The organism is Amycolatopsis sp. CA-211722, from assembly GCF_056828465.1.
The window spans coordinates 7,385,459-7,405,484 of record NZ_CP184752.1 but is presented as its reverse complement, the minus strand read 5'-3'; the positions used below and the strand labels follow the sequence as shown (position 1 = coordinate 7,405,484).

1 protein-coding gene is annotated in these 20,026 nt (G+C 68.5%); it reads left to right on the top strand.

Annotated features, from left to right (window positions below; translation table 11 throughout):
- The first annotated feature begins 3 nt into the window (after positions 1 to 3).
- A complete protein-coding gene (locus tag ACOCEP_RS34415) occupies positions 4 to 19,980 on the top strand; it encodes a WXG100-like domain-containing protein (RefSeq protein WP_482333565.1) in 19,977 nt (6,658 codons plus the stop codon).
- Positions 19,981 to 20,026: the final 46 nt, after the last annotated feature.

Sequence of the window (20,026 nt, the reverse complement as noted above, 5' to 3'; positions counted from 1 at the left end):
GAAGTGTCGGGTGGTTCGGTCAAGTTGCCTGCCGAGTTGCAGACCTTCTTTTTGGTGACGTTGGGGATGCCCTGGCCGGAGGGTAACGACGCGGCGCTGGCCGAGTTGGCGCGGGCGTGGCGTGAGTTCGAGGCGGCCGCGGAGGAGTATCGGGAGGCGGTGCGGGCCGGTGGTGCGGGGGTGCCGGCCGCGCTGGTGGGGGAGACTGGGGAGTTTTTCGCGTCCTACCTGGGTGGTGACGTGGTGTCCGGGGTCGAGGCGTTGGGGGAGGCGTCGGAGAGCCTGGCGGGGATGGCGAAGACGGCGGCGGCGGATGTGGTGAAGGCCAAGGTCATGATGATCGCGATGGCGGCGATGGCGCTGGCGACGATCATTCATTTGCTGGCGACGTTGATCGGTGCGGCGTTCGTGGGGCTGGCGCAGTTGACGGCGCGGCAGGCGTTGATGGCGATCTGGCGTGGTCTGGTGGCCAAGATGCACGCGCTGGTCACGATGAAGCTCAACCAGGAACTCGCGATCCGCCTGCTGAAGGCGATCGGTGCCGGAGTGGTGGCCGCGACACCGCATACGGTGAAGTTCGCGGCGGCGGGCGCGGGGATCATGGGTGGTCTGGATCTGTCGATCCAGACCGGTCAGATCGCGGCGGGCAAACGTGACGAGCTGGACGGCAAGTCGTTGCTGGGCTCGTTCGGTGGCGGGGCACTGGGTGGCGCGTTCGCGGGGATCTTCCACGCGGGTGCGGTGTGGGCGCGGAGTGCCGCGGCGGGGTGGGGGGACAACGAAGCGGCGAGATTGCTGGCGGAGCGGATGAAGGCTGAGGGGGTGACGCTGGAGACCCTGAAGGAGGCGGGGGAGCGGCTGGCGGTGGCGCCGCGGGCGATCCCCGGCTCGGTGGAGGCGCTGGGACATCTGTCGTACGGGATCGGGCAGGTCGGCGTCGTGTTCATCACCGCGCCGGTGATCAACTTGGCGACCGGTTCGCCACACGCGAGTCCGTGGCTGGGAATGCTGGGGGCGTTGTCGGGGTTCGGGGGTGGCCGCGGCGGTGGTGGCGCTGGTGGCCGCCTCGACGCGCTGCTGGTCGATCTGGGGCATTTGCCGAAGGCGGTGGAGTTCACGATCCCGGCCGCCGACGTCAAGACGGACGTCAAGACCGGCAGCGAGGCGAAGGTCCCCGTCGCCGACATCAAGACCGACTTCACGGCCGACGTCAAAACCGGTGGCAAGGCCGACGGCGGCGTCACCACCGGGGAACAGCTCTTCCTCGAACCGCCACCGTCCTATGCGGACGCGATCGCGGCCGATGCGGCACAGCGTCCCGTGGCCTCGCCTACGCCGGGGCAGGCGCTCGGCACTCTCTTCACCCCCGCGGTCCACGAGAACTCCGCTGTCACGGCGGTTTCGGCAGCCGACACGGGTTCGACAGTCCACATCGGGCAGAAGGACGAGTCGGCGGGCGTCACGAGCCCGGCTTTATCCGAAGAGGGGACAACGGCGCACTTCCTCACGACGGCTGCGGAACCGCAGCCGGGTGCGGTGAACGGTGGCCACGCCACCCCCACTACCACGACGGCCGGCCCTGCAACCGCCGCGAGCACCACCACCGCCACGTCCAGCGCCACGACCGCCACGTCCAGCACGAATACCGCCACGACCGCGACGACCAGCACCGCCGCCACCACCGGGGCTTCCACGGCCACGGCCGCCGCGCAGACGACCTCCGGTGCCGAAGCAGGCAGGGCCGCGCCGGAGCGGAATGTCGGCGCCGCGTCCGAAACAGCGGCCGCGCGAGACACCGACGTGGCCACTTCCGCACAGGTACCCGAGGCGAAGGCCGTCGACACGGCGTCGACCGGCCCGCAGCGCGTCGAGAGCGCTCCCGCGACCACCACCACAGAGCCCGCGCCGGCTCCCGAAGCACCTGCGGTTTCCGAACCCGCGCCGGTCGCGGCGGAAAGCCCGCAGAACCGGCCGCAGCCGGCGGTCACCCGTCCGGCGGCCGCCGAAACAACGACGAGCGACCGCGCGACCCTCCCAGAGAAATCCGCACCCGAGCGAACGACCGGCGACCTGCCTGCCAGGCAGGGGAAGACAGAACTCACGGAGCCCAAGGTCGAGACCGCGGGGGCACAGAGCGGACGATCGGGCGCGGCGACCCCTGCCCGGGTCGAAGGCAAGCCGGTCACGGAGGCGGCCGCGCACACCGCTCAGTCGTCCGACACGTCCAGCCGCCCGGCGCCCGCGCGGCTGGAACCGGACAGGAAGATCGCCGAACCGATCGCACGGGCGGCGGAGGCCCGGACCTCGGTCACGGCCGACGCGCCAGGACGTCCGGCCACCGGCGTCGGACGCGACGAAAACCGTGGACAGACCCGCGACGAGGCCGATTCCGACAAGGCGTTGCTGATCCCGGTCGCCTATGCCGACGAGACCCCGCACACCGCGATCCACGGCGAGGAGCCCCCGGCGCGGATGGGCCGCGCGGAGTGGGCGGAGTGGGAAAACCTGCGAGGGACACTGACGGCGACGCCCTACAAGGCGGAGCGCTTCGAGCCCTACGCCAAAGGTGAGAGCGAGGACGGCAAGCTGGGCGGCCGGATCACGCAGATCCGGTTCACCGTCCGGCGGGGCCAAGTGGCCAACGGGACCTGGATCCGGGAGATCGCGGTCCCGCTGGCCCTGGTTTCCGACGACGTCGATCAGAAGACCCGGGAAACCCTCATCGAGTCGCTGCAAAAGGAACTCGCCACGCTCGAAGCCGCCACCGATCCGCACCTCCTGCGCCTCGGCAATGGCGACCGCGCTCACTTGCGCCTGGAAGCCGTGGCCGCGGACGGGTTCGCGGAGGGCTGGGACCGGTACTCCGGGGAGAGCCTTCCGGTCACCGTCAAGAACGGGGAGGGCGAGACCAACCAGGTCGAGTGGTTCCTCGGTTCCGGTACGGGCGCCATGCTCCACGAGATCGTCCACGCCGCGGGCGGCAAGGACGGCTACCGCGATGCGACCGCCGGCGCCCGACGCGAGCCGGTGCGGGGCATCATGGGGCCATCCCCCGAGACGGAGCGGTTCATCGCCCGCGAGACCATGGCCGTACTGGACGGGCTGTCCCTCGCCGCCGGAGACCACGGCGGCGGGCTCCGCAACCCCGACCCGGCGCGGGCGGGCTCGACGTCGGTCGTCTCCAGCGAGCCGTACAACTCGATGCATCGCCCCGCCGAAGCCCCGAAACCCAAGAAGGATCCCGACCCACCGCCGCCGCTGTCGACCCACCGCCGCGGCTCGTCCGGGTCGCGGCCGCGTTCCCAGGGATCCGACAGCGGCACGCGAGGATTGTGGCGGAGGTCGAACCCGTCGCTCGGCACCCTCCCGCTCTCGCCTTCGATGCCCACGCTCATCGAAAGCGACGCCGAGGCGCGGGCGGGGTTCGCCCGGCTCGTCCGTCCTTCCTTGGTCGCGGTACCGGATTTCGAACCCATCCGGACGGCCGTCCTGGCCAAGGTGTCGAAGTACGAAGACTGGGTGCGGGAAAACCTGTCCGACGCCAAGCTCGCGGATTTCGGCGCGACTCTCGACGGCCTGAAGCAGGACATCAGCCCTCGGCTGAACGTCACCGTCGAGGTGCACGCCATCGACACGGCGCGGAATCCCATCGACCGGACGACGGAATCGGTGACGTCGAGCGAGCATCTGGCGAAAACGATCCAGGCCGCCGACCAGATCGAGCGGACACCGGTGAATCCGACGAGCTTCAGCGCTCCCGCCGGACCGGTGACCGTCTCCGGCGGGCTCCGGGGGATCGGCTCGGCTTCCCAGAGCGGCGTCGTGGCGAAGCGGACGTCGAGCAGCGCGTTCGACGTGACCGAACAGCGGCAAGGCACTCGCTCGCGGCATGACGTGACGTATCGGGTCAAGGTCTTCGAAAAGGGGCACTCGCGGGGGACGCGGGAGCGCGACCCGGGCGACGACGTGGTCCTCGACCTGGAACTCGACTGGCCCAAGAACGCACCCGCGGAACCTCTGACACCGGCCGCTCCGGTCGGCGGCAGGCCCTCCGGGCAGCGGGCGATCGACTTCGCCGAAGTGCACAAACGCATCAAGCACGTCGAACTCAAGGGGACGAAGAAGGTCTTCGACGCCATCGTCGAACAGCTCGACCTCAAAGAACGGCGTGACGGCGAGGTCGTCGCCCTCAAGACCTGGCTGGACAACCTCGGTGGCGACCACGGCAAGGAACTCGTCACCGGCGGTCTCGCGAAACGGACGTTCGAGTTCAGGCACCGTGAACGGCTGGAAATCCTGGTCCGTAGGCACAAACCGGAAGCGGGGTCGCGGCCGCATTCCTCCCACGCGGGCGGCAGCCAGAGCTCGATCGGTCATCGCCGGTCGAGCAGCGCGCTCGACACGGACGCGCGGAGCGGCACGCGGGAATGGGGAGGATCGCTCGGGAGCGGATTCGGTGAATCGCTCTCGGACCTGGTCGGCGCCAAGGTTTCGGTGACCGCCTCCTACGCGCGGTCCGCCTCCGATTCGGAGAGCCACGCCACCAGCCTCGAACACGAATCGATCGAACAGCTCCACGGCGCGTTCGAAAAGCACGATGAGGACTTCCCGTTCGCCGTGACGATCATGCCGGAATCCGGCGATCGCCCGGTCAGCCGTGGTTCGGGCTCCAGCGCGGGCCGGCGGCCGTCGACCCGTGATGGCCGGGTGTACGAACTGGTGGTGCCCGGGTCCGTGCACGTCTATCTCGCCGAGGCGGGGCAGATGGACTCGGAATCCTCCATGGCCTTCGGGTCGGGCAGTGACGGCCAGGCGTCCTCCAAAGCGGGGATGACCGTGAAAGAGGTGCCAGACAGGGCCGCATCGCACTGGAAGATCGCCGAAAGCGACCGGAAGACCATCGCGGGCATCGTGGCGGCCGTGCTGCGGGGCGAGGAGGAGATCACCGACCACCAGAGCCAGGCGGTGCAGGACGACCTGGCCGCACTGCTGGGCGAACCCGGGCGAGTACGGGAACTGGTCGCCGGAACGCGCATGCCGCTACCCGGGGAGCGGAGTCTCTTCATCGACGCCCAGGTGGCGCGAGGGCGTGGACACTACGTCAAGCAGGCCACGTGGAAAGAGCTCGCGAGCAAGGTGGCCGTCGGTGAGACCTCACAGGTCAGCAGTTCCCGCTTGCGGGAGGGCATGCTGTCGATCGAGGTCGAGGCGGACGCCGGGCCGGTGACGATCCTCGGGTCCGTGTCGGCTTCGCGGGAACACGAGCGGGCCTGGAACGTCGGCCAGGCAATCCGGAAGGAACAGGGCTGGCCCGGCGGCGCGGACGCCGTCCACCTCTTCAACTACCCGATGACCCTCAACTTCCGGGTGGGCACCGATTGGGCGAACATCGACAAGGAGCTCGAGTTCGAGGATCCGGAAGCCGGGGTACCGATTCCCGGACTCCAGGCACGGCTCCAGGTGGCGGCGCCGGCCCGGCGGGGGGTCAGGGTCGGGGTGGGGATCGAGCATCTCGACGAAACCACTTGGGGCGATCAAGCCGGGTTGAACACTTCGGCGCTGAGGCCGGGAGGACGGCCGGTCCGCTCCGAGCTCGACTCGCTGCAAGCCCTCCTGGACTTCCCGGCGACCATCATCGAAGGGTTCTCGGGGTTGCTGCCCGAACCGGACCGGACCCGCGATCGGGTCGCCGGCGCGGTCAAGCACCTCGCGGCCGGGGAAAAGCCCACACCGCTCGGGATTCACCACGAGGGTGAGTCCGCGCGCGACGCCTCGCAGCAGAAGATCGAAACCTGGGCCGGCCACGCCGCACGCCAGGCCAGGCTGCCGCTGACCGCCAAATCCGACGTGCTTCCGTTGGACAGCTTCAACGAAGGTGGCTTCTTCGCGACTGGTAGCCGCGACCTGCACGGCACCGCGGAACTGAAGACGGATCTCCTGGAGCCGCAGATTCTCCGGCTGGACGACGCGCATGTCTTCGCCGACACGACGCGGACGACGACGGAACTCTCCCCCGAGGAACGCAGAAAACTCGGCGCTGAAGCGTCCGCCAAGGCCACGGTGCCCACGGGTGGCCTGGCGACCGTCGGTGCCCAGGCCAAGGGAGGACTGGCGCGCGAGCGGAGCGACGAAGGCTCCGAAACAGTGGTGGACGAGACCCGCCGTGAGACGACCGAACGCGCCTACCTCGTGGCCTGGGATCACCGGCACCACTTGACGCTGTCGGTGCTCGAAGGGCGTACCGGCATGCTCGGCGGACGGCACACCGGAGAGGCGAAGAGCCGGTCGCTGGAGAAGTACGTCCCGATGGCGGAACTCCGCTGGGTTCCCGCGTCGGCGCTCGCCGAGATCGGCGAACTCCCGCCCGCTGAACTCAAGAAGCTGCACCCGGACGACCAGAAGGCTCTCTCCGCCGGGACTCAGGCTCGGTCCTCGTCCGGTAACGGCCCCGAAGACATCCTTGGTGATCTCGACCCGGCGGACTCGTCGGTGGTGCCCCGGCTGATCGCGAACCTGACGACGGAATTGCGCGCCTGGGAAGCCAAGATCACCGAGCCGAAGGTCCAGCGCGAATTCAGGGAACTGCACGACGAAATGCTGGGAAGTCTCGGGACGCACCTCGCGCTCGGCGGCTTCGGCGACACCGTGCGCGCCATGCTCCGTGGTGGCGCCGTGCGGTTCGGGAGGCGGTTCCTCGACTCGGGAAAGTTCGAACAAGTATTGGTACTGAAGGCCAGGTTGCCGCATGGCCAGGAGAATCCGGCCGGCTTCGACTACCGCGTCGAGTCGTCCAGTACGACGACGACGCGGCACCGTGACGGCGTCGCCTGGGAGAAGTCCTACGGCGTTACCGCGGAGGGCACGCCGAAGCTGCCGATTCCGGAGTTCACCGGGTCGTCGAAACTCGGACTGGACCAAGCGATCGCGCCGCACGCCGGGTTGCAGGGAGCGCGGACGACCTTCCGCGGACCTGAGCGGGCCGCCGCCACGACCGTCAAATTCGCCTGGAACGGCAAAGCGACGCAGCGGACCCACGATCTCGAGGTCTGGGTGGAGGTCCATCCCTGGGCCAGGTCCGGGGTCTATGCCCGCCACGTGCCGGGTATCCGCCATCAGCACGTGCGGGAAATCGAAAAGCTGAGTCCGTCGACCTTGGACGCCGTGGTGCGCTCCACGCTGCCCGCCTTCCTGACCGACAGCGGCTCTCCCTCGCCTACCATGACCGGCTCTCTGCGCGAGCATTGGGCCGACGACGGGCGCGGTGCCTCCTGGCCGGACGACGCGGCGCTCTGGGGGTTCCCCGTCGAGGCGCCGAAACTCTACGCGGAGATCCACAAGACCGTCGAAAGCATGAACGCGGAGCGCACGTTCGCCGTCCTGGTCGCCACGCAGGCGCCCTTGCTGGGACGACGCCTGCCGTCCTTGCTGTCCGAGGACGGCTACCTCGTCGACGTGGGCAGCCGTACGACCATCGACTCCGTCAGGATCAAGCTGGATCTGGGGGACCGGTACCTCGTCCGGGAGATCGAGGGCGCGTCGCTGACCGTCGGCCGCGACGCCGCGACGAGGGCCACCGTCGAGCGCTCGCACGAGGGCACGGTCTCGGGCGGGCTGCTCGGTGGGCCTGTCTCGGGGCTGGTCGGGGAACTCGGCAAGGAACGGCAGTTCGGAGCTCCCGCCGAAGAGGTCCCGATCGAAATCGGCGGGACCCCGGAAGGCCGGGGCGATGGTGTCTTCTGGGTCAGCGCGGTCCCGGATTTCACGATGATCTTCAAGCAGGCCAACGGGAAGGAGGGCAAACCCCTCCGGATCGGCCCGGATGGCCGGATCGATCTGCTCGTCGACCGCGCGGGGCTGGCGGCGCTCGGTCTGGAGCCGCCCGCGGGGACCCGCGGCGGGCTCGCGCCGGGCATCCCGTCGATCGCGATCAGGGTGCCCACCGCCATCAGCCGGACGTCCACGTTCGCCAGTGACCGGACGGTCAAAGCCGCGAGTGCCAGGAATCCGGCCGGCGAGGCGCGAAGCGACGCCACCTCCGTGCATCGCGCCGTGAGCCGGGAGAAGGATCTCAAGATCCTGCGCAAGGAATTCGCCGCCTTGGGCGGAACGACCGACCGGCCCGCCGTCCGGGTGGAGGTCGACGAGCGCTTCCAGCGCCTTGAGACCGCGCTCGACAACGTCCCCGCGCCGATCGCCCGCCAAGTCCTCGACATGGTCCGCGGGGCGATGTTCACCACCGGGAACATTCCGGTTCGTGAGGTCGACATCGACGGCGTCACACACCGGCAGACGATCCGGCCGGTGTTCCCGGAGACCTTCGGACGCCTGCTGGACACCCTTGCCCAGCAGGCGGAGGAGGAGAACAACCCGTTCCGCGAGGGAGGCCTTTTCGCCGGTCTGGGCCCGCAAAAGGACGAGGCGCTCCTGTCCCGGCTGGCCCACCTTTCCACGGTGAACCTGCCGCGGGTGGGGCGCGACTTCCTGCTGCAGCACCCGGCTTTCCACGCTCTGCTCGCCAATCCGGACGCGCTGAAGGAAGCGCTGTACGCGGCAGGCGAACTCGAACCGGATCGCCGGACCCCGGCCGGAGCCGCGGTGAACTCGGCCCTGCGGGCGAGAGTGCCCCTGCTCACCGGTCTGATCGTGCTCGGCGTCGCAGGGGTCACCAGGTTCCTCAACGACGGCGACCGCTACGCCGGGCTGGAGGTTCAGCCCGCGCGGGAGGCACAGCTCGTCAAGTCGGCGAGGGGAGTCAAAGAGACACTGCTCAAGGCGCTCGATACGACTGCCGACCTGGCCGGCCGGGAGCGGCAGGACCCGAAGGCCTGGCACGGCCTCAGCGAACAGTGGGCGAACGCGATGCAGCAGTTCGCCGTCTTGGCCGGTGTCGGCCTGGAGACGCACGCCGCGCGTGCGGACGCTTACGCCCGTTACGTCGCGGAGGGAGTGCTGCCCGCGTCGGATGTGCCGTCGAGGCCGGGTGAACTCACGTCCCGGGTTCCCCTGGCTTCCTGGCTTTCGGACGGAGGCGAGCTGGCCGCGTTCTGGGAGCGGCTCGCGGCCGGGGCGGGACACGTGCTGGCCGGTGCCGAACTCGCGGTGTTCGTTCAGGCGAGGAGGTCCGCCGACGGACCGGTCTTCGCCGTCGCGGACCCGGAAGGCCGTCCGGTCGAGCTGAATCCGGCCGCCTTCAGGGACTGGGCGGCGGAAAAGGGCCTCGCGGCGCCTCTTTCCCTCTTCCCGGCGGCCCGGACCCATGGGCCGTTGCTGACCGTCCCGTTCAGCGGGGGGCTCTGGGCGGGGGCGCGGGATTCCCGGCCGGTGCCAGGCACGGCGAGGCCGGGGATGTTCGAGCTGGTCCTGGCCAAGGACGGCGAGCGGCCACAGCCGCACCAGCTGGCGGCGGTGCTGCGGGGGAGCGCGTGGAACCACGCCGACGAGATCATGCTGTCCGGACGCGACCGGGCGGATCTGGAGCTCCTCGGTTCCGCGTTGAGCCGCGACCTGGGTGCGACCGTGCGCCATGAGTTCGAGCGGGGGAAGGCGCCGCTCCTCGTCACCTCGGACGGGCATCTGACGGTGGGCGGACTCGGTGCCCAAGCCGCTCCGGTCCGGCGACCGGCCGACGAGATCACCGCTCTGCCCTTGCCGCTCAACCTGGGTGTGGCTTTCGTCGACCCGGCTTTCACTCGCAACCTGACGGGGGTCTTCGAAAACCACCCGGACGACCGGATCCCGGTGGCCGTTCACCACCGCGATGGCCGGTTCTTCCTGCCGGACGCGCGGAAGCGGGAGATCCCCCATGACCCCTTCCAGTTCGCCGAGGCGCTCGCGAGCCAGCCGCTGAGCCTGGTGACGTGGGATCGATTCTCGAAGGTCTCCCTCTTCGCCTGCGATCTGACGAACGAGAGCTTGAGCAAGCTCAAGGCCGCCTTGGTGAAGCTTCCGGTGCTGGCACACCTCGATGTCGAAGCGATCAAGCTCAACACGCGCATTCACATCACGCCGGACAGCGATGTGCTTTTCGGTGATCAGCGCGCGTTGCCGGAGGGGACGCTTTCGCTGACTCCGCCGAGCGCCATCGTCCCGGTCCTGGCCGACCCGGCTTCGGCCGATCCGGGGTTGTCGGTGGCGCGGTTCGGGGAGGACGGGGTTCCCCCGGCCGAGTTCCTCACTTGGCGTCCCGGGGACTCCGGAAGCACACTGCTCGGGCACGCGCGCCAGTTGGTGGTCTCCGACCTGATCAGCCGTTTGGTCGCCAGGTTAGGGGGCGGCGAGTCGCCGGAGGTTCGGGACCGCGTGAGCGAGCCCATGCCGGAGAGCTGGGTCCGCGCCTGGCTCGAAGGCACGGGTTCTCCCCACCACCCCTTGGGAAGCTTCCACGAGGCGGACACCTTCGCCCGGGAGTCGGGTCACGTGGTGAACGCCTGGGAGGTCGCGCAGGCGTGGGGCCGCGCGAGGGTTTCGCAGGAGACCCGCCTGGACGATCACCACGCGATCCCCGCGGAGGACAGGGTTCGTATCGAGTACATGGTGGACGGGTTCGTCGACGCCGCGGTTCAGGCGCCGCCGGACTCGTTGCCGCGAGTGCGGAGCGCGGTGTTCGTGGCGCCGGGTTCCCTGGCCGGTACCGACGGGCTCGGCGCGGTGGTCGAGTCCCGGATCCGGCTGCGACTGAGCAGCTATCCGCCTGGCGTGGTGACGGTCACGGCGGACCAGCTGCTCGCCCAGGTGTCGGTCTCCGCGCTCACCCGTCCCGAGGGCGATCCGCAGATCGGTGTCGTGCAGGTCCATGTGGAGGGGCAGCGTGCGCTGAGTGGTCTCTACGGTCCCGAGGCCTATTCCCTGCCGGGCGATCACCCGAGTCGCCACTGGAAGGAGCTGGACCAGGCGCGTGCGGATCTCGCGCGGCTGGCCGACGGTGCTCCGATCCTCGCCCGGGCCGGAGAGATCATGAATCGACTGCACCAGCCTCCCCGTGTCTTCGTGGAGCGGGAGCCGTCGCGGGTGCACCAGGCACACCGGGAACGTCATTGGGCCGCCACGGACCTGGTCGCTTGGGAACTGCTCTGGAATGGCGAGCAGGCCGCGATCGAGCGCGCGCGTGACCTGGTCCCGGCGGTGGGCTGGCCCCGGCGAGGCGGAGTCGTGGGTGGGGCGCCGCGGGCCGACCAGCCTGGTCCGTCGACGGAAGCCGGTTCGTCGAGGGCCGCGGCTTCCACGACGCCGGAAGAGCCGCCTCCGCCCGCCGATGTGATCGGGTGGCAGCCACCGTTTCCGGGTATGCCGGGGCCGCGCACCCTCGACGCATACGTGGCGGAGAACCACACCATCGCTGGACAGCGCAACTTCGACGGCTTCATCGGGCCCAACGCGCTGGCCATGATGCCTCTCGAACTTTGGGAGATGGTACGAGAACACCTCAGGAACGGCGGGACACCGGCGAGCTGGGCACGGGCCTGGGCCGAGAACATGAGCCCACGCCAGCCGCTCCAAGCACGGTTCGGCGGGACGTACGGTGTCGCGGCGGCTTCGGGAGGGTTGCTGAACGCCTCCGAAGTGCAGCAGGCATGGAATCGCGCGCGAACCACCTTCGAAACCCGCCTGAGCGCCAGTGGTGAGCTCGACGGAATCGACCGGCACTTCTCCATCGGCCTGATGATCGACGGATTCGTCGACGCCGCGTTGCAGCCGCCCCCACGGGTACTTCCGAAAATCCAGGTGGCGGTCTTCGTCGCACCGGGCTCGTCCACCGGGGTGTCCCATCTGCGGACGACGGCCGGGCAAAAGATCGATTCCCGGCTACAGCAGTATCCGGCGCCCGTGAGGTCGTTGTCGGTCGAGCAGTTGCTCGCCCGTGTGTCCATCACCGCGGTCACCAGGCCCGAAGGTGACGCTCGGATCGGCGTCGTCCAGGTGCGAGTGGAAGGGCAGCGAAGGCTGTCCGGACTCTACGGCCCCGAGATGTACACCGACCCGGCCAACCCGCTGCCCACGCACCAGACGGACTTGGCAGAGGCGCGGAAGGCACTCGCCGGGCTCGCCGAGGACCATCCAGCGTTCGCTCAGGCGCGCGAGATCATGAACAAGTACCACCAGCCGCCTCGCGTGTTCGCCGACCAGGAACCCCCTCGGTTGCACCAGGCGCATCGGGAGCGTCGCCGGGCCGCCACCGATCTCGTCGCCTGGGATCTGGTTCGGGTGGTGCCCATCATTCCGGGCGAAGAGGTATGGGCGGCGGAATCACGAGCCCGGGCCTTGGTCGCCGCCGTGGGCTGGCCCCGGGAAAGCAGGCTTCTGGGCGGTGCGCCGCGCGATGATCGAGCCGGGCAGGCGAGCGAAGCCGGTTCGTCGAGGTCCACGGGATCCGAGCGGATGGTCGACGTGGCGTCGCGGTTGCCGGACGGCGACGCGCTGGCCGGATTGTGGGAGCGGCTGGCCGGTCCCGAGGGGCGGATGTTCGATTCCGCCGGTGGCCCCGTGCGGGTCCGGGCCGTGCTGTCGGATGACGGGCCGCTGTTCGCGGTGGAGTCGGCGCCCCGGCAGCTCGAGCTGACTCCCCAGGAGTTCGTCTCGTGGGTGGCCGAGCACGAGGTCTCGGCTCCTGAGTCGCTCTTCCCGCACCGGGACACCGTCTCCGGGAAGGGCAAGGCCCGGCAAGAGAGCGGGCCGGAGCATGTTCCCGCGGTAGTGCGGCAGGCGACCGGTCCGGCCGCGAGCAGCGACCTGGTCACGGTGCACGACGGCCGGGGCACCCCGTACGCGAACGCGAGGAACTCTCAGGCTCTCCTCGCTTCGATGCTGCCGGGAAAGACCACGTTGGCGTCGGTGGCCGATCTCCCCGGCACGCTCTTCTCCTGGGCGGTCGGCACGCACCTTTCCATCGCTTCCTGGCGGGACGGGCGGATCCATCTCCATTCCGACGGTCGCGTCGGCACTTCGGAAACCTCGGATGGGGGACCGGCCGCCTTGGCGGACCTGGTCAACTGGACACCGTCGCCGGCGGGAAAGACCCTGGCGGACGAGGTGCGGGACATCAGCCTCGTCAACGACAAGAACCTCAAGCTGTTGATGGGTAAGAACAACCCCACGCCGATGCCCGTCGAGCTGTGGAAGCTGGTGCAGGACCAGCTCGAACTCGACGCGGTGCCGCCGGAACTGGCGAGGAACTGGGCCGGATCCCCGAGCGTGCATCAGCTCGGAGACGAGCGAGCGGCGGAGGCCTCTGGAAACGTCCTGAGTCCCTGGGAGATTGGGGCGGCGAAGGGGCGAGCGCGGGCCTACTTGGAGACGCGGACGACCGATTTCGGCACTCTTCACGAACCGGCTTCGCGCATGATCAAGCTCATGGTCGAGGGCTTCGTCGACGCCGCGGTACAGGCGCGACCGGAGTCCTTACCCTCGATACGAGGTGAGGTGTTCGTCGGTCCGCGTTCTCTGGGGGCCGTGACCGTGACCAGCCTGCTCGCCCGGATCGACTCGACGATCAACGCCAGGTTGGCCCAATACCCGAAGAACACGGTGACGACGTCGGCGAAGCAGCTGTCGGAACGTGTCTCCGTCCACGCGCTCACCCTTGCCGACGAGGACCCGCGGATCGGAGTCGTCGAGGTCCGGGTCGACGGGCAACGTGAGCTGAACGGGCTGTACGGTCCGTCGGCCTATTCCGACCCGAAGACCCCGCTTCCTCGGGTCAAGACGTTTGTCGCGGTGACGCGGAAACAGCTCGCGAGAGTGGACCGGAACAGCCCGGAGTTCAGCCGGGCACGGGAAATCATGGACAGGTTCCACCAGCCGCCTCAGGAGTTCGCTGGTCTGCCGCCACGTATGCACCAGGCTCACCGGGAACGTCACCTCGCGGCAACGGAGTTGATCGCGTGGATGCTGTACAGCTCGGATCCCAGGTCTGCGGTTCTGGCCGTGAGAGTCGCCGAAAACTTGGTACCGGACGTCGGGTGGCCACGACCGAGCCGGATCGACGGGGTACCGACCCTGAGTCGTGTCATCACCGGACGTCCGTCCGCCGATCGCGAGGTGGCCGCGTTGGCGCTGCCGCGGAACACCGGTGTGGCCTTCGTCGACCCGCGTTTCTTCGGCAACGTCGTGAAGGCATTCGCCGAACGCACGGACGATTCCGTTCCCGTTGTGGTGCACCACAGGGACGGCCGGTTCAGTCTCCCGGATTCCGCCGGTCAGCGTGGCTCGGCCGGCTATCGGGAGCTGGCCGAGAGCCTCGCCAGCATGCCGGCGAGGCTGATCGAATGGCAGAAGTTCTCCCGTGTCGTGCTCTACGCTTGTGACCTTCCCAAGGAGGCGCCAGGAAGGCTCCAGGCCGGGCTTGCCGAGATACCCGCTTTGTCGCATCTCAAGGTCGAGGCCTACTTCTTGGGAGAGCGGGTCCATTTCCTGCCTGAGGGCACCGTCGTCACCGGTGACATGCCCGGTCTGCCGGACGGAACCCTCACGCTCGCGAAATCGGCCCGTGAGTCCGTCAGGGATTTCTTCGCGAGCTTCCGCACGGCCTTGTCCACCGCCGTACATCTCTCCCGATGGCATGGGCGGGTCGAGGTCGATTCCCAGGGCACGGTGACCGGGACCAGGCCCACCCCGTTGAGCGGGCTCGTGGGACGCGAGCCGACCGCCTTCGGCCGGACGCTCACGCCGCCGGACGTGCTTGCCTGGCGGCCGTTCCTCGACGGCGCGGAACCGAGCACGCTGAACGAGTACGTGCGGAACCGCAGTATCGTCAACCAGGCCCGCTTCGACGACTTCCTGTCCACGGGGACGGAAATCCTCGGGTTGCCAACGGAAATCTGGGAACTGGTGCGGATGCAGCTCATTCTGGATCCGGATTCGACCCCGCTGAACTGGGCAGGCGACTGGGCGCAGGAAATGGCCCATGCCGAACGCCCGCGACTGGCCCCGGCCGACGACCTGACACCGACGGGCCCGTATGGCCGGGATGAAATACAGCAGCTGTCCGGCTTCGCCTTGAACCCGGCGGGGGCCCAGCTGGCCTGGCACCGGGCGAGGATTGCTTACGAGACCAGGCTCGACTTCGGCCGTGGTGAGCTGCCCGAGGAGGCGCGTAGCCATATCCACCTGATGGTGGAGGGTTTCGTCGACGCCGCCGCGCGCGCCCATCCTGGCGAGCTGCCTCGAGTACGTGGTGAGGTGGTCGTCCCGAAGGGCCAATCCGGCTGGGCGAACTTGGTGCGTTCACAGGTGAAGAAGACAGTCGAACAACGGCTGGAGGAGTACCCCGCGGGTGCCGTGCCACTGACGGCTAAGCAGCTTTCGGGGCAGATCTCGATCTCCGTGATCACCCGCCCGTGGCGTGACGTCGAGATCGGCAAGGTGCGGCTTCGTGTCGACGGGCAACGTGCCCTGGCCGGGTTGTATGGGCCCGAAGCGTTCACCGATCCGAACGACCCCTGGCCCGGCCACGCGGGGCTTTTGAGCCAGGCACGGGAAAGGCTGGCGCTGACGAAGCCGGACGAACCGGTCTTCGCCAAAGCCAGGGAGATCATGAACCGGTACAACCAGCCTCCACGCGTGTTCGCCGGCCAGGAACCGCCGCTGCACCGAGCACATCGCTTGCGCTATGAGGGGGCTGTGGAGCTGATCGCCTCCGGATTGATGGCCCGCGTCGAGCTGAAAGAACTCGAGGAAACGGCCAGACTGCTGGGCGATGTCGTCGGCATGCCACGACTGGGTGGTGCCCCGGTACCGTCGAAGGGCCTGTTCACCCTTTCCTCGCCTGCCGGGGGCAGGGTCGCCGCCCTGGCGTTGGAGCACAACACCGGTGTCGCTTTCGTCAGTCCTCTCTACCTCACCCACGTCAGCCGGGCCGTTGCCCCGGCCGCAAGTCACGCGCTTCCCTTGGTCGTTCATCATCGGGCGGGTCGATGGGGACTCCCCCGAGCCGATGGGAGCCTGGTGCCGCACAGTTCGCGTGAGCTCGCAGAGGTGCTTGCCCGCGTACCCGCCGAGCTTGTGTCCTGGGGGGCCATCGAGCAGATCGAGCTGTTCGCCTGCGATGTGACGCAGGCCGAGATGTTCAGCCTTCAGGCCGCTCTGCGCGACATACCCTCGCTGGCTGAAATCTCGGTTATCACGCGCCTGCCGAACAGGAGCGTGCGTATCCTGCCCAACGGTCGTATCAGTGATTACCACCGAGGAGCCGACGCAGACCGCGGGGCGCTCGTCCTCGGAACGAACGCGGCCACCCATGCCGGTGATTCCGTGTTCGCCGCACGGAATCTGTACGGTGAGGAAAACCTGATCTCCTTGCTGCCGGACGACGTGGACGCGGCCGTGGTGAGCGGTTCATGGGCGAACGCGACTCCGCATTCGCTGAGAATGATCCGGCGGGAAATCAACCAATATGGGGAAACCCAAGTCGAGTTCGCCCCTTGGGCGCCGCTCGTCACCGACCATCGTCCGTCTCCGCTCGTGCTCAGGCTCTGGCCGCGTGGATCCGGGTTCGGGGTAGGCCCGGAAATTCTCACTCCGGCGGAGACCATGCGCCGCCTTCACGACAGCGAGGCCTTCCAGCGCTATCTGCGAGAACCGGTGCGACGGCCCATCATTGTTCTCTCCTCGGAGAACCAGACGGTATCCGATCAGAGGGTCGGTGAGTTCCTCAACGCCCTCATCGGCATGGTCAGGCCGGTGCAACTGGTCAGCTATCAGGGGCGCTACGTGATGGCCGAAGGAGGTCTCAGGTTCCCGCAGTCTCCGCGGGTCGGCTACAGCCTGGTCGCGCCGCTCCCCGATCTTGAGCTCTCGGCCGGGCCTGACGTGTTCACCCTGTCCGGGACGGCAGGGGCCCCCGCCACGGCCACGGCGCGGAAGATCGCCGCGGCGGTCACGGCGAAATGGGGGACGGCTCGCTCCGAGCCTGCCCCGCTGGTGATGGTGGTACCCGGTGACGACACGGTGGCCCACGTCGCCGTGCGGTCACGCGACGTCCGGCTTCCGCTCGGTGGACGGGAGATCGCGGAGCTGTTCCTTTCGGTACCGGGCGCACGGCAGGTACTGGCCTCGGACGCGCGCAAACCTGTGGTGCTCGTGGGCGACTTCGACGCGAGGGAGGCTCGGCCCGGTGGGATCCGGTTCGATGTGAGCGCGACGTTGGCGGCCCATGGCTTGTTCAACTCCGTGTATGCCACGAACAGCGACGCGTCGAGCGGGTTCCAGCTGGTCTCAGGGTTGTTCGCGGACCGGGTCAGAACCGAACTGGTCTTCGGCCCAGACAGGCTGCCCGCTGCGCTTTTCGTCCGGCATGAGGGGGACGAGATCGCGTTGCGACAGGTTCAGGCCTGGGCAGGCGGCGCGGCCTCGACCATGGGGCAGGTGGTTCTGGGGCCGGACGGCCAGAAGGTGGAAACTCCCTGGCACAACGCCCTTCCGATCTTTGTGAAGCCTGCCGACGCCGGCCGGATCCACCTGAAGCGCTCCGACGGCGAACCCGCCATCGGAGAACCGGGATTGGCGTTGCGTGACAGTATGGAACTGCGTGTGGCCTTGGGAAGAGAGGCGGACGGCCAGTCTTGGCCGCAGGATGAGCGAACCCCGTTCCTGATCCCGGTCGAGGGCAGGCTCAGCGAGCTGGAGAAGTTCACGACAGACCTCGCGGGCGGTGGCTATTCGCGGGCAACCGTCGCGGCGAGAGGCCCCGTGGAGCTCAGGAGCCTCCGCCAGATCAGGCTCACCGAGCAGGGCTTCGACCGCGTGCCGGCGGTCCTGCCCACGCCCGCACAGTTCGTCAGTCACCCCTTGAAGACTCCCGACTCGGCGGTTCACGGGGTGTTCTTCCCGCGAGACCACGTCGATCTGGTCCGGTTCGCGACGGTCGACGCGCGGACCGGTCCGCTCTTGAGCGGCGGGTATTTCCACTTCCCCACGAAACCCGGCAACCCGCATCTCACGCCTGGTGGTGCGCCGAGCTGGCGTACGATCGTGCACGGCAGCCGGGCGAATGTCTGGATGGCGTTGCCCGCTGCTCTTCCCTACGACCTGGGGGATCGGTTCACGGTGACGGGGGACACGGCAGCGGATGCCTTCTTCGCCTCCTCCGCGTACCAGCGCGCCCACCCTGACCGGAACCGTCCTTTCCGGCTGCTTTCCTGCAACGTCGCACACAACAAGAAGCTGATCGAAGCCGTCAAGGCGCGCTGGGGCAATGGGGCGATCATCGCTCCTACCAGTGTGGTGTACCTCGGCGGCAAGATCGCGGGTGCCGCACTGGACGCCCGCAGCCATCTGGTCCGGGCGGACGGGACGCGGCCACCGAAGCTCGCCTTGGCGGACTTGGCGGTCGAGCACATCTCGCAGAGAAAGATCACGCGTGACGCGGGAAATGTCCTGCCGAAGAACGTGCAGGCGGCTGTCCGCACCGCCGTGCGCGCCTCAGTCTGGCGGGTGATCAGTGGCGCGGAACCCGTGCGGATCCGGATCACCGTCGGCGGAAAGGACGAGGGCGACGGAATGTCTTGGGGGAAGGAACTCGCAGCAGGGATCCAAAAGCTCGCGCGAAGCGAGGCGTCAGAGCTGTCGAAGCACTACAGCTTGCCGGCAGAGGGTGCGCGTCGCATGCCGATCGACGTCGTTCACGCGCTCAAGAATGAGCATCCGGCCGTCGCTCACGTGAAGTTCGACCTGGCCGAGGGAGATTTCGGCCAGAAGAGCTTGGCCACTCGTGATCTTGACCAGATCACCCGCGTCTTCGCCGCCTTGGTGCCGAACAGCGAGGGAATCGCGCAAGGGGGTCCGGTCCAGCCCATGGCCGGCGCTCTCGAAGGGCCAGGGCAGCCGTTCGCGGCGAGCTCGTCGTCGGGGCCGTCGATTCCGGTGTCACAGGCCGGCCACCTGGCGCCGATGCCGGAGTCGGAATCCGCTCCTGGCTGGCTGCTGGATGGAACTGTCCCACCTGCCGTGTTGCTCGAATGGCGGCCGCCCGCACCCGGCGAATCGCGTGCGGGGACGTGGGCCGAAGCCGTCCAGCAGCATAATTTCGCGTGGCTGGAGCGCTCCGGCGTACGGCGTCGGCTACCGGACGAACTCTGGCTTATGGTGAATGAAGCCGCTCAGCTTCGAGTGGACTGGGTGCGTGCCTGGGTCGAGTCCATGGATTCGGTCAGTGGGCCGGACGGCTTCAGGTACAAGGACGAAGCGCTGGCGGAGCTCACCGGCGTCGGCCTCACCAAGTGGGAGGTCGCGCAAGCACGCGGGAACGCCCGGGTGAACCTCACGGATCGGCTCGACGAGGACGGCAATCTGACCTATAACGGGAAAGCGTCCTTGTACCTGATGGTCGACGGGTTCGTCGACGCGGCGGTCCAGGCGAGCCCGGACGCCTTGCCTCGGGTCCGTGGAGCGGTCTTCGCCGCAGGACAGGCGTTGGAAGGTGCCGCGAAGGTGGAAGCTCTCGTCAAGGAGAGGGCCCGCCTGCGGCTGGCGCAGCACCCCGAAGAGGTGGTGACGATCACGCTGGAGCAGGTGCTGGCGCGGGTGGAGGTCGAGGTGATCACGCGGCCGGAGGGGCATGAGGAGAATGGTCTCGCCCGGTTCCGGGTGGACGGGCAGCGTGAACTCTCCGGGCTCTACGGTCCGGAGGCCTATTCGAAGCCCGACAATCCTCTGCCACGGCGTGAGGACCTGCTCGCGACCGCGCGCCAGGAAATCGCTCAGTGGGATCCCTCCGCCCCGGAAGTCGTCGAGTTGTTCACCCAGGCGGAGCAGATCATGAAGCGGTATCACCAGCCTCCGCTGGAGTTCGACGGCCCGGAGAAGCCGCGGATCCACGAGGCGCACGAGGAACGCTATACGGCGGCGAGGGATCTGATCGCCTTCCAGCTGGCACAGACGAACCAGAGCTTCGAAGCGAACCTCTACAGCGCCGATTCCGTCGCCAGGATGCTGGTCGGGGAGGTCGGCTGGGCGCGACCGAGCACGTTCGTGGGGGGTACGGTCTAGCCGGTGTCGTGAGTGGCAAGTGTCGTTCTAACGACACTTGCCACTC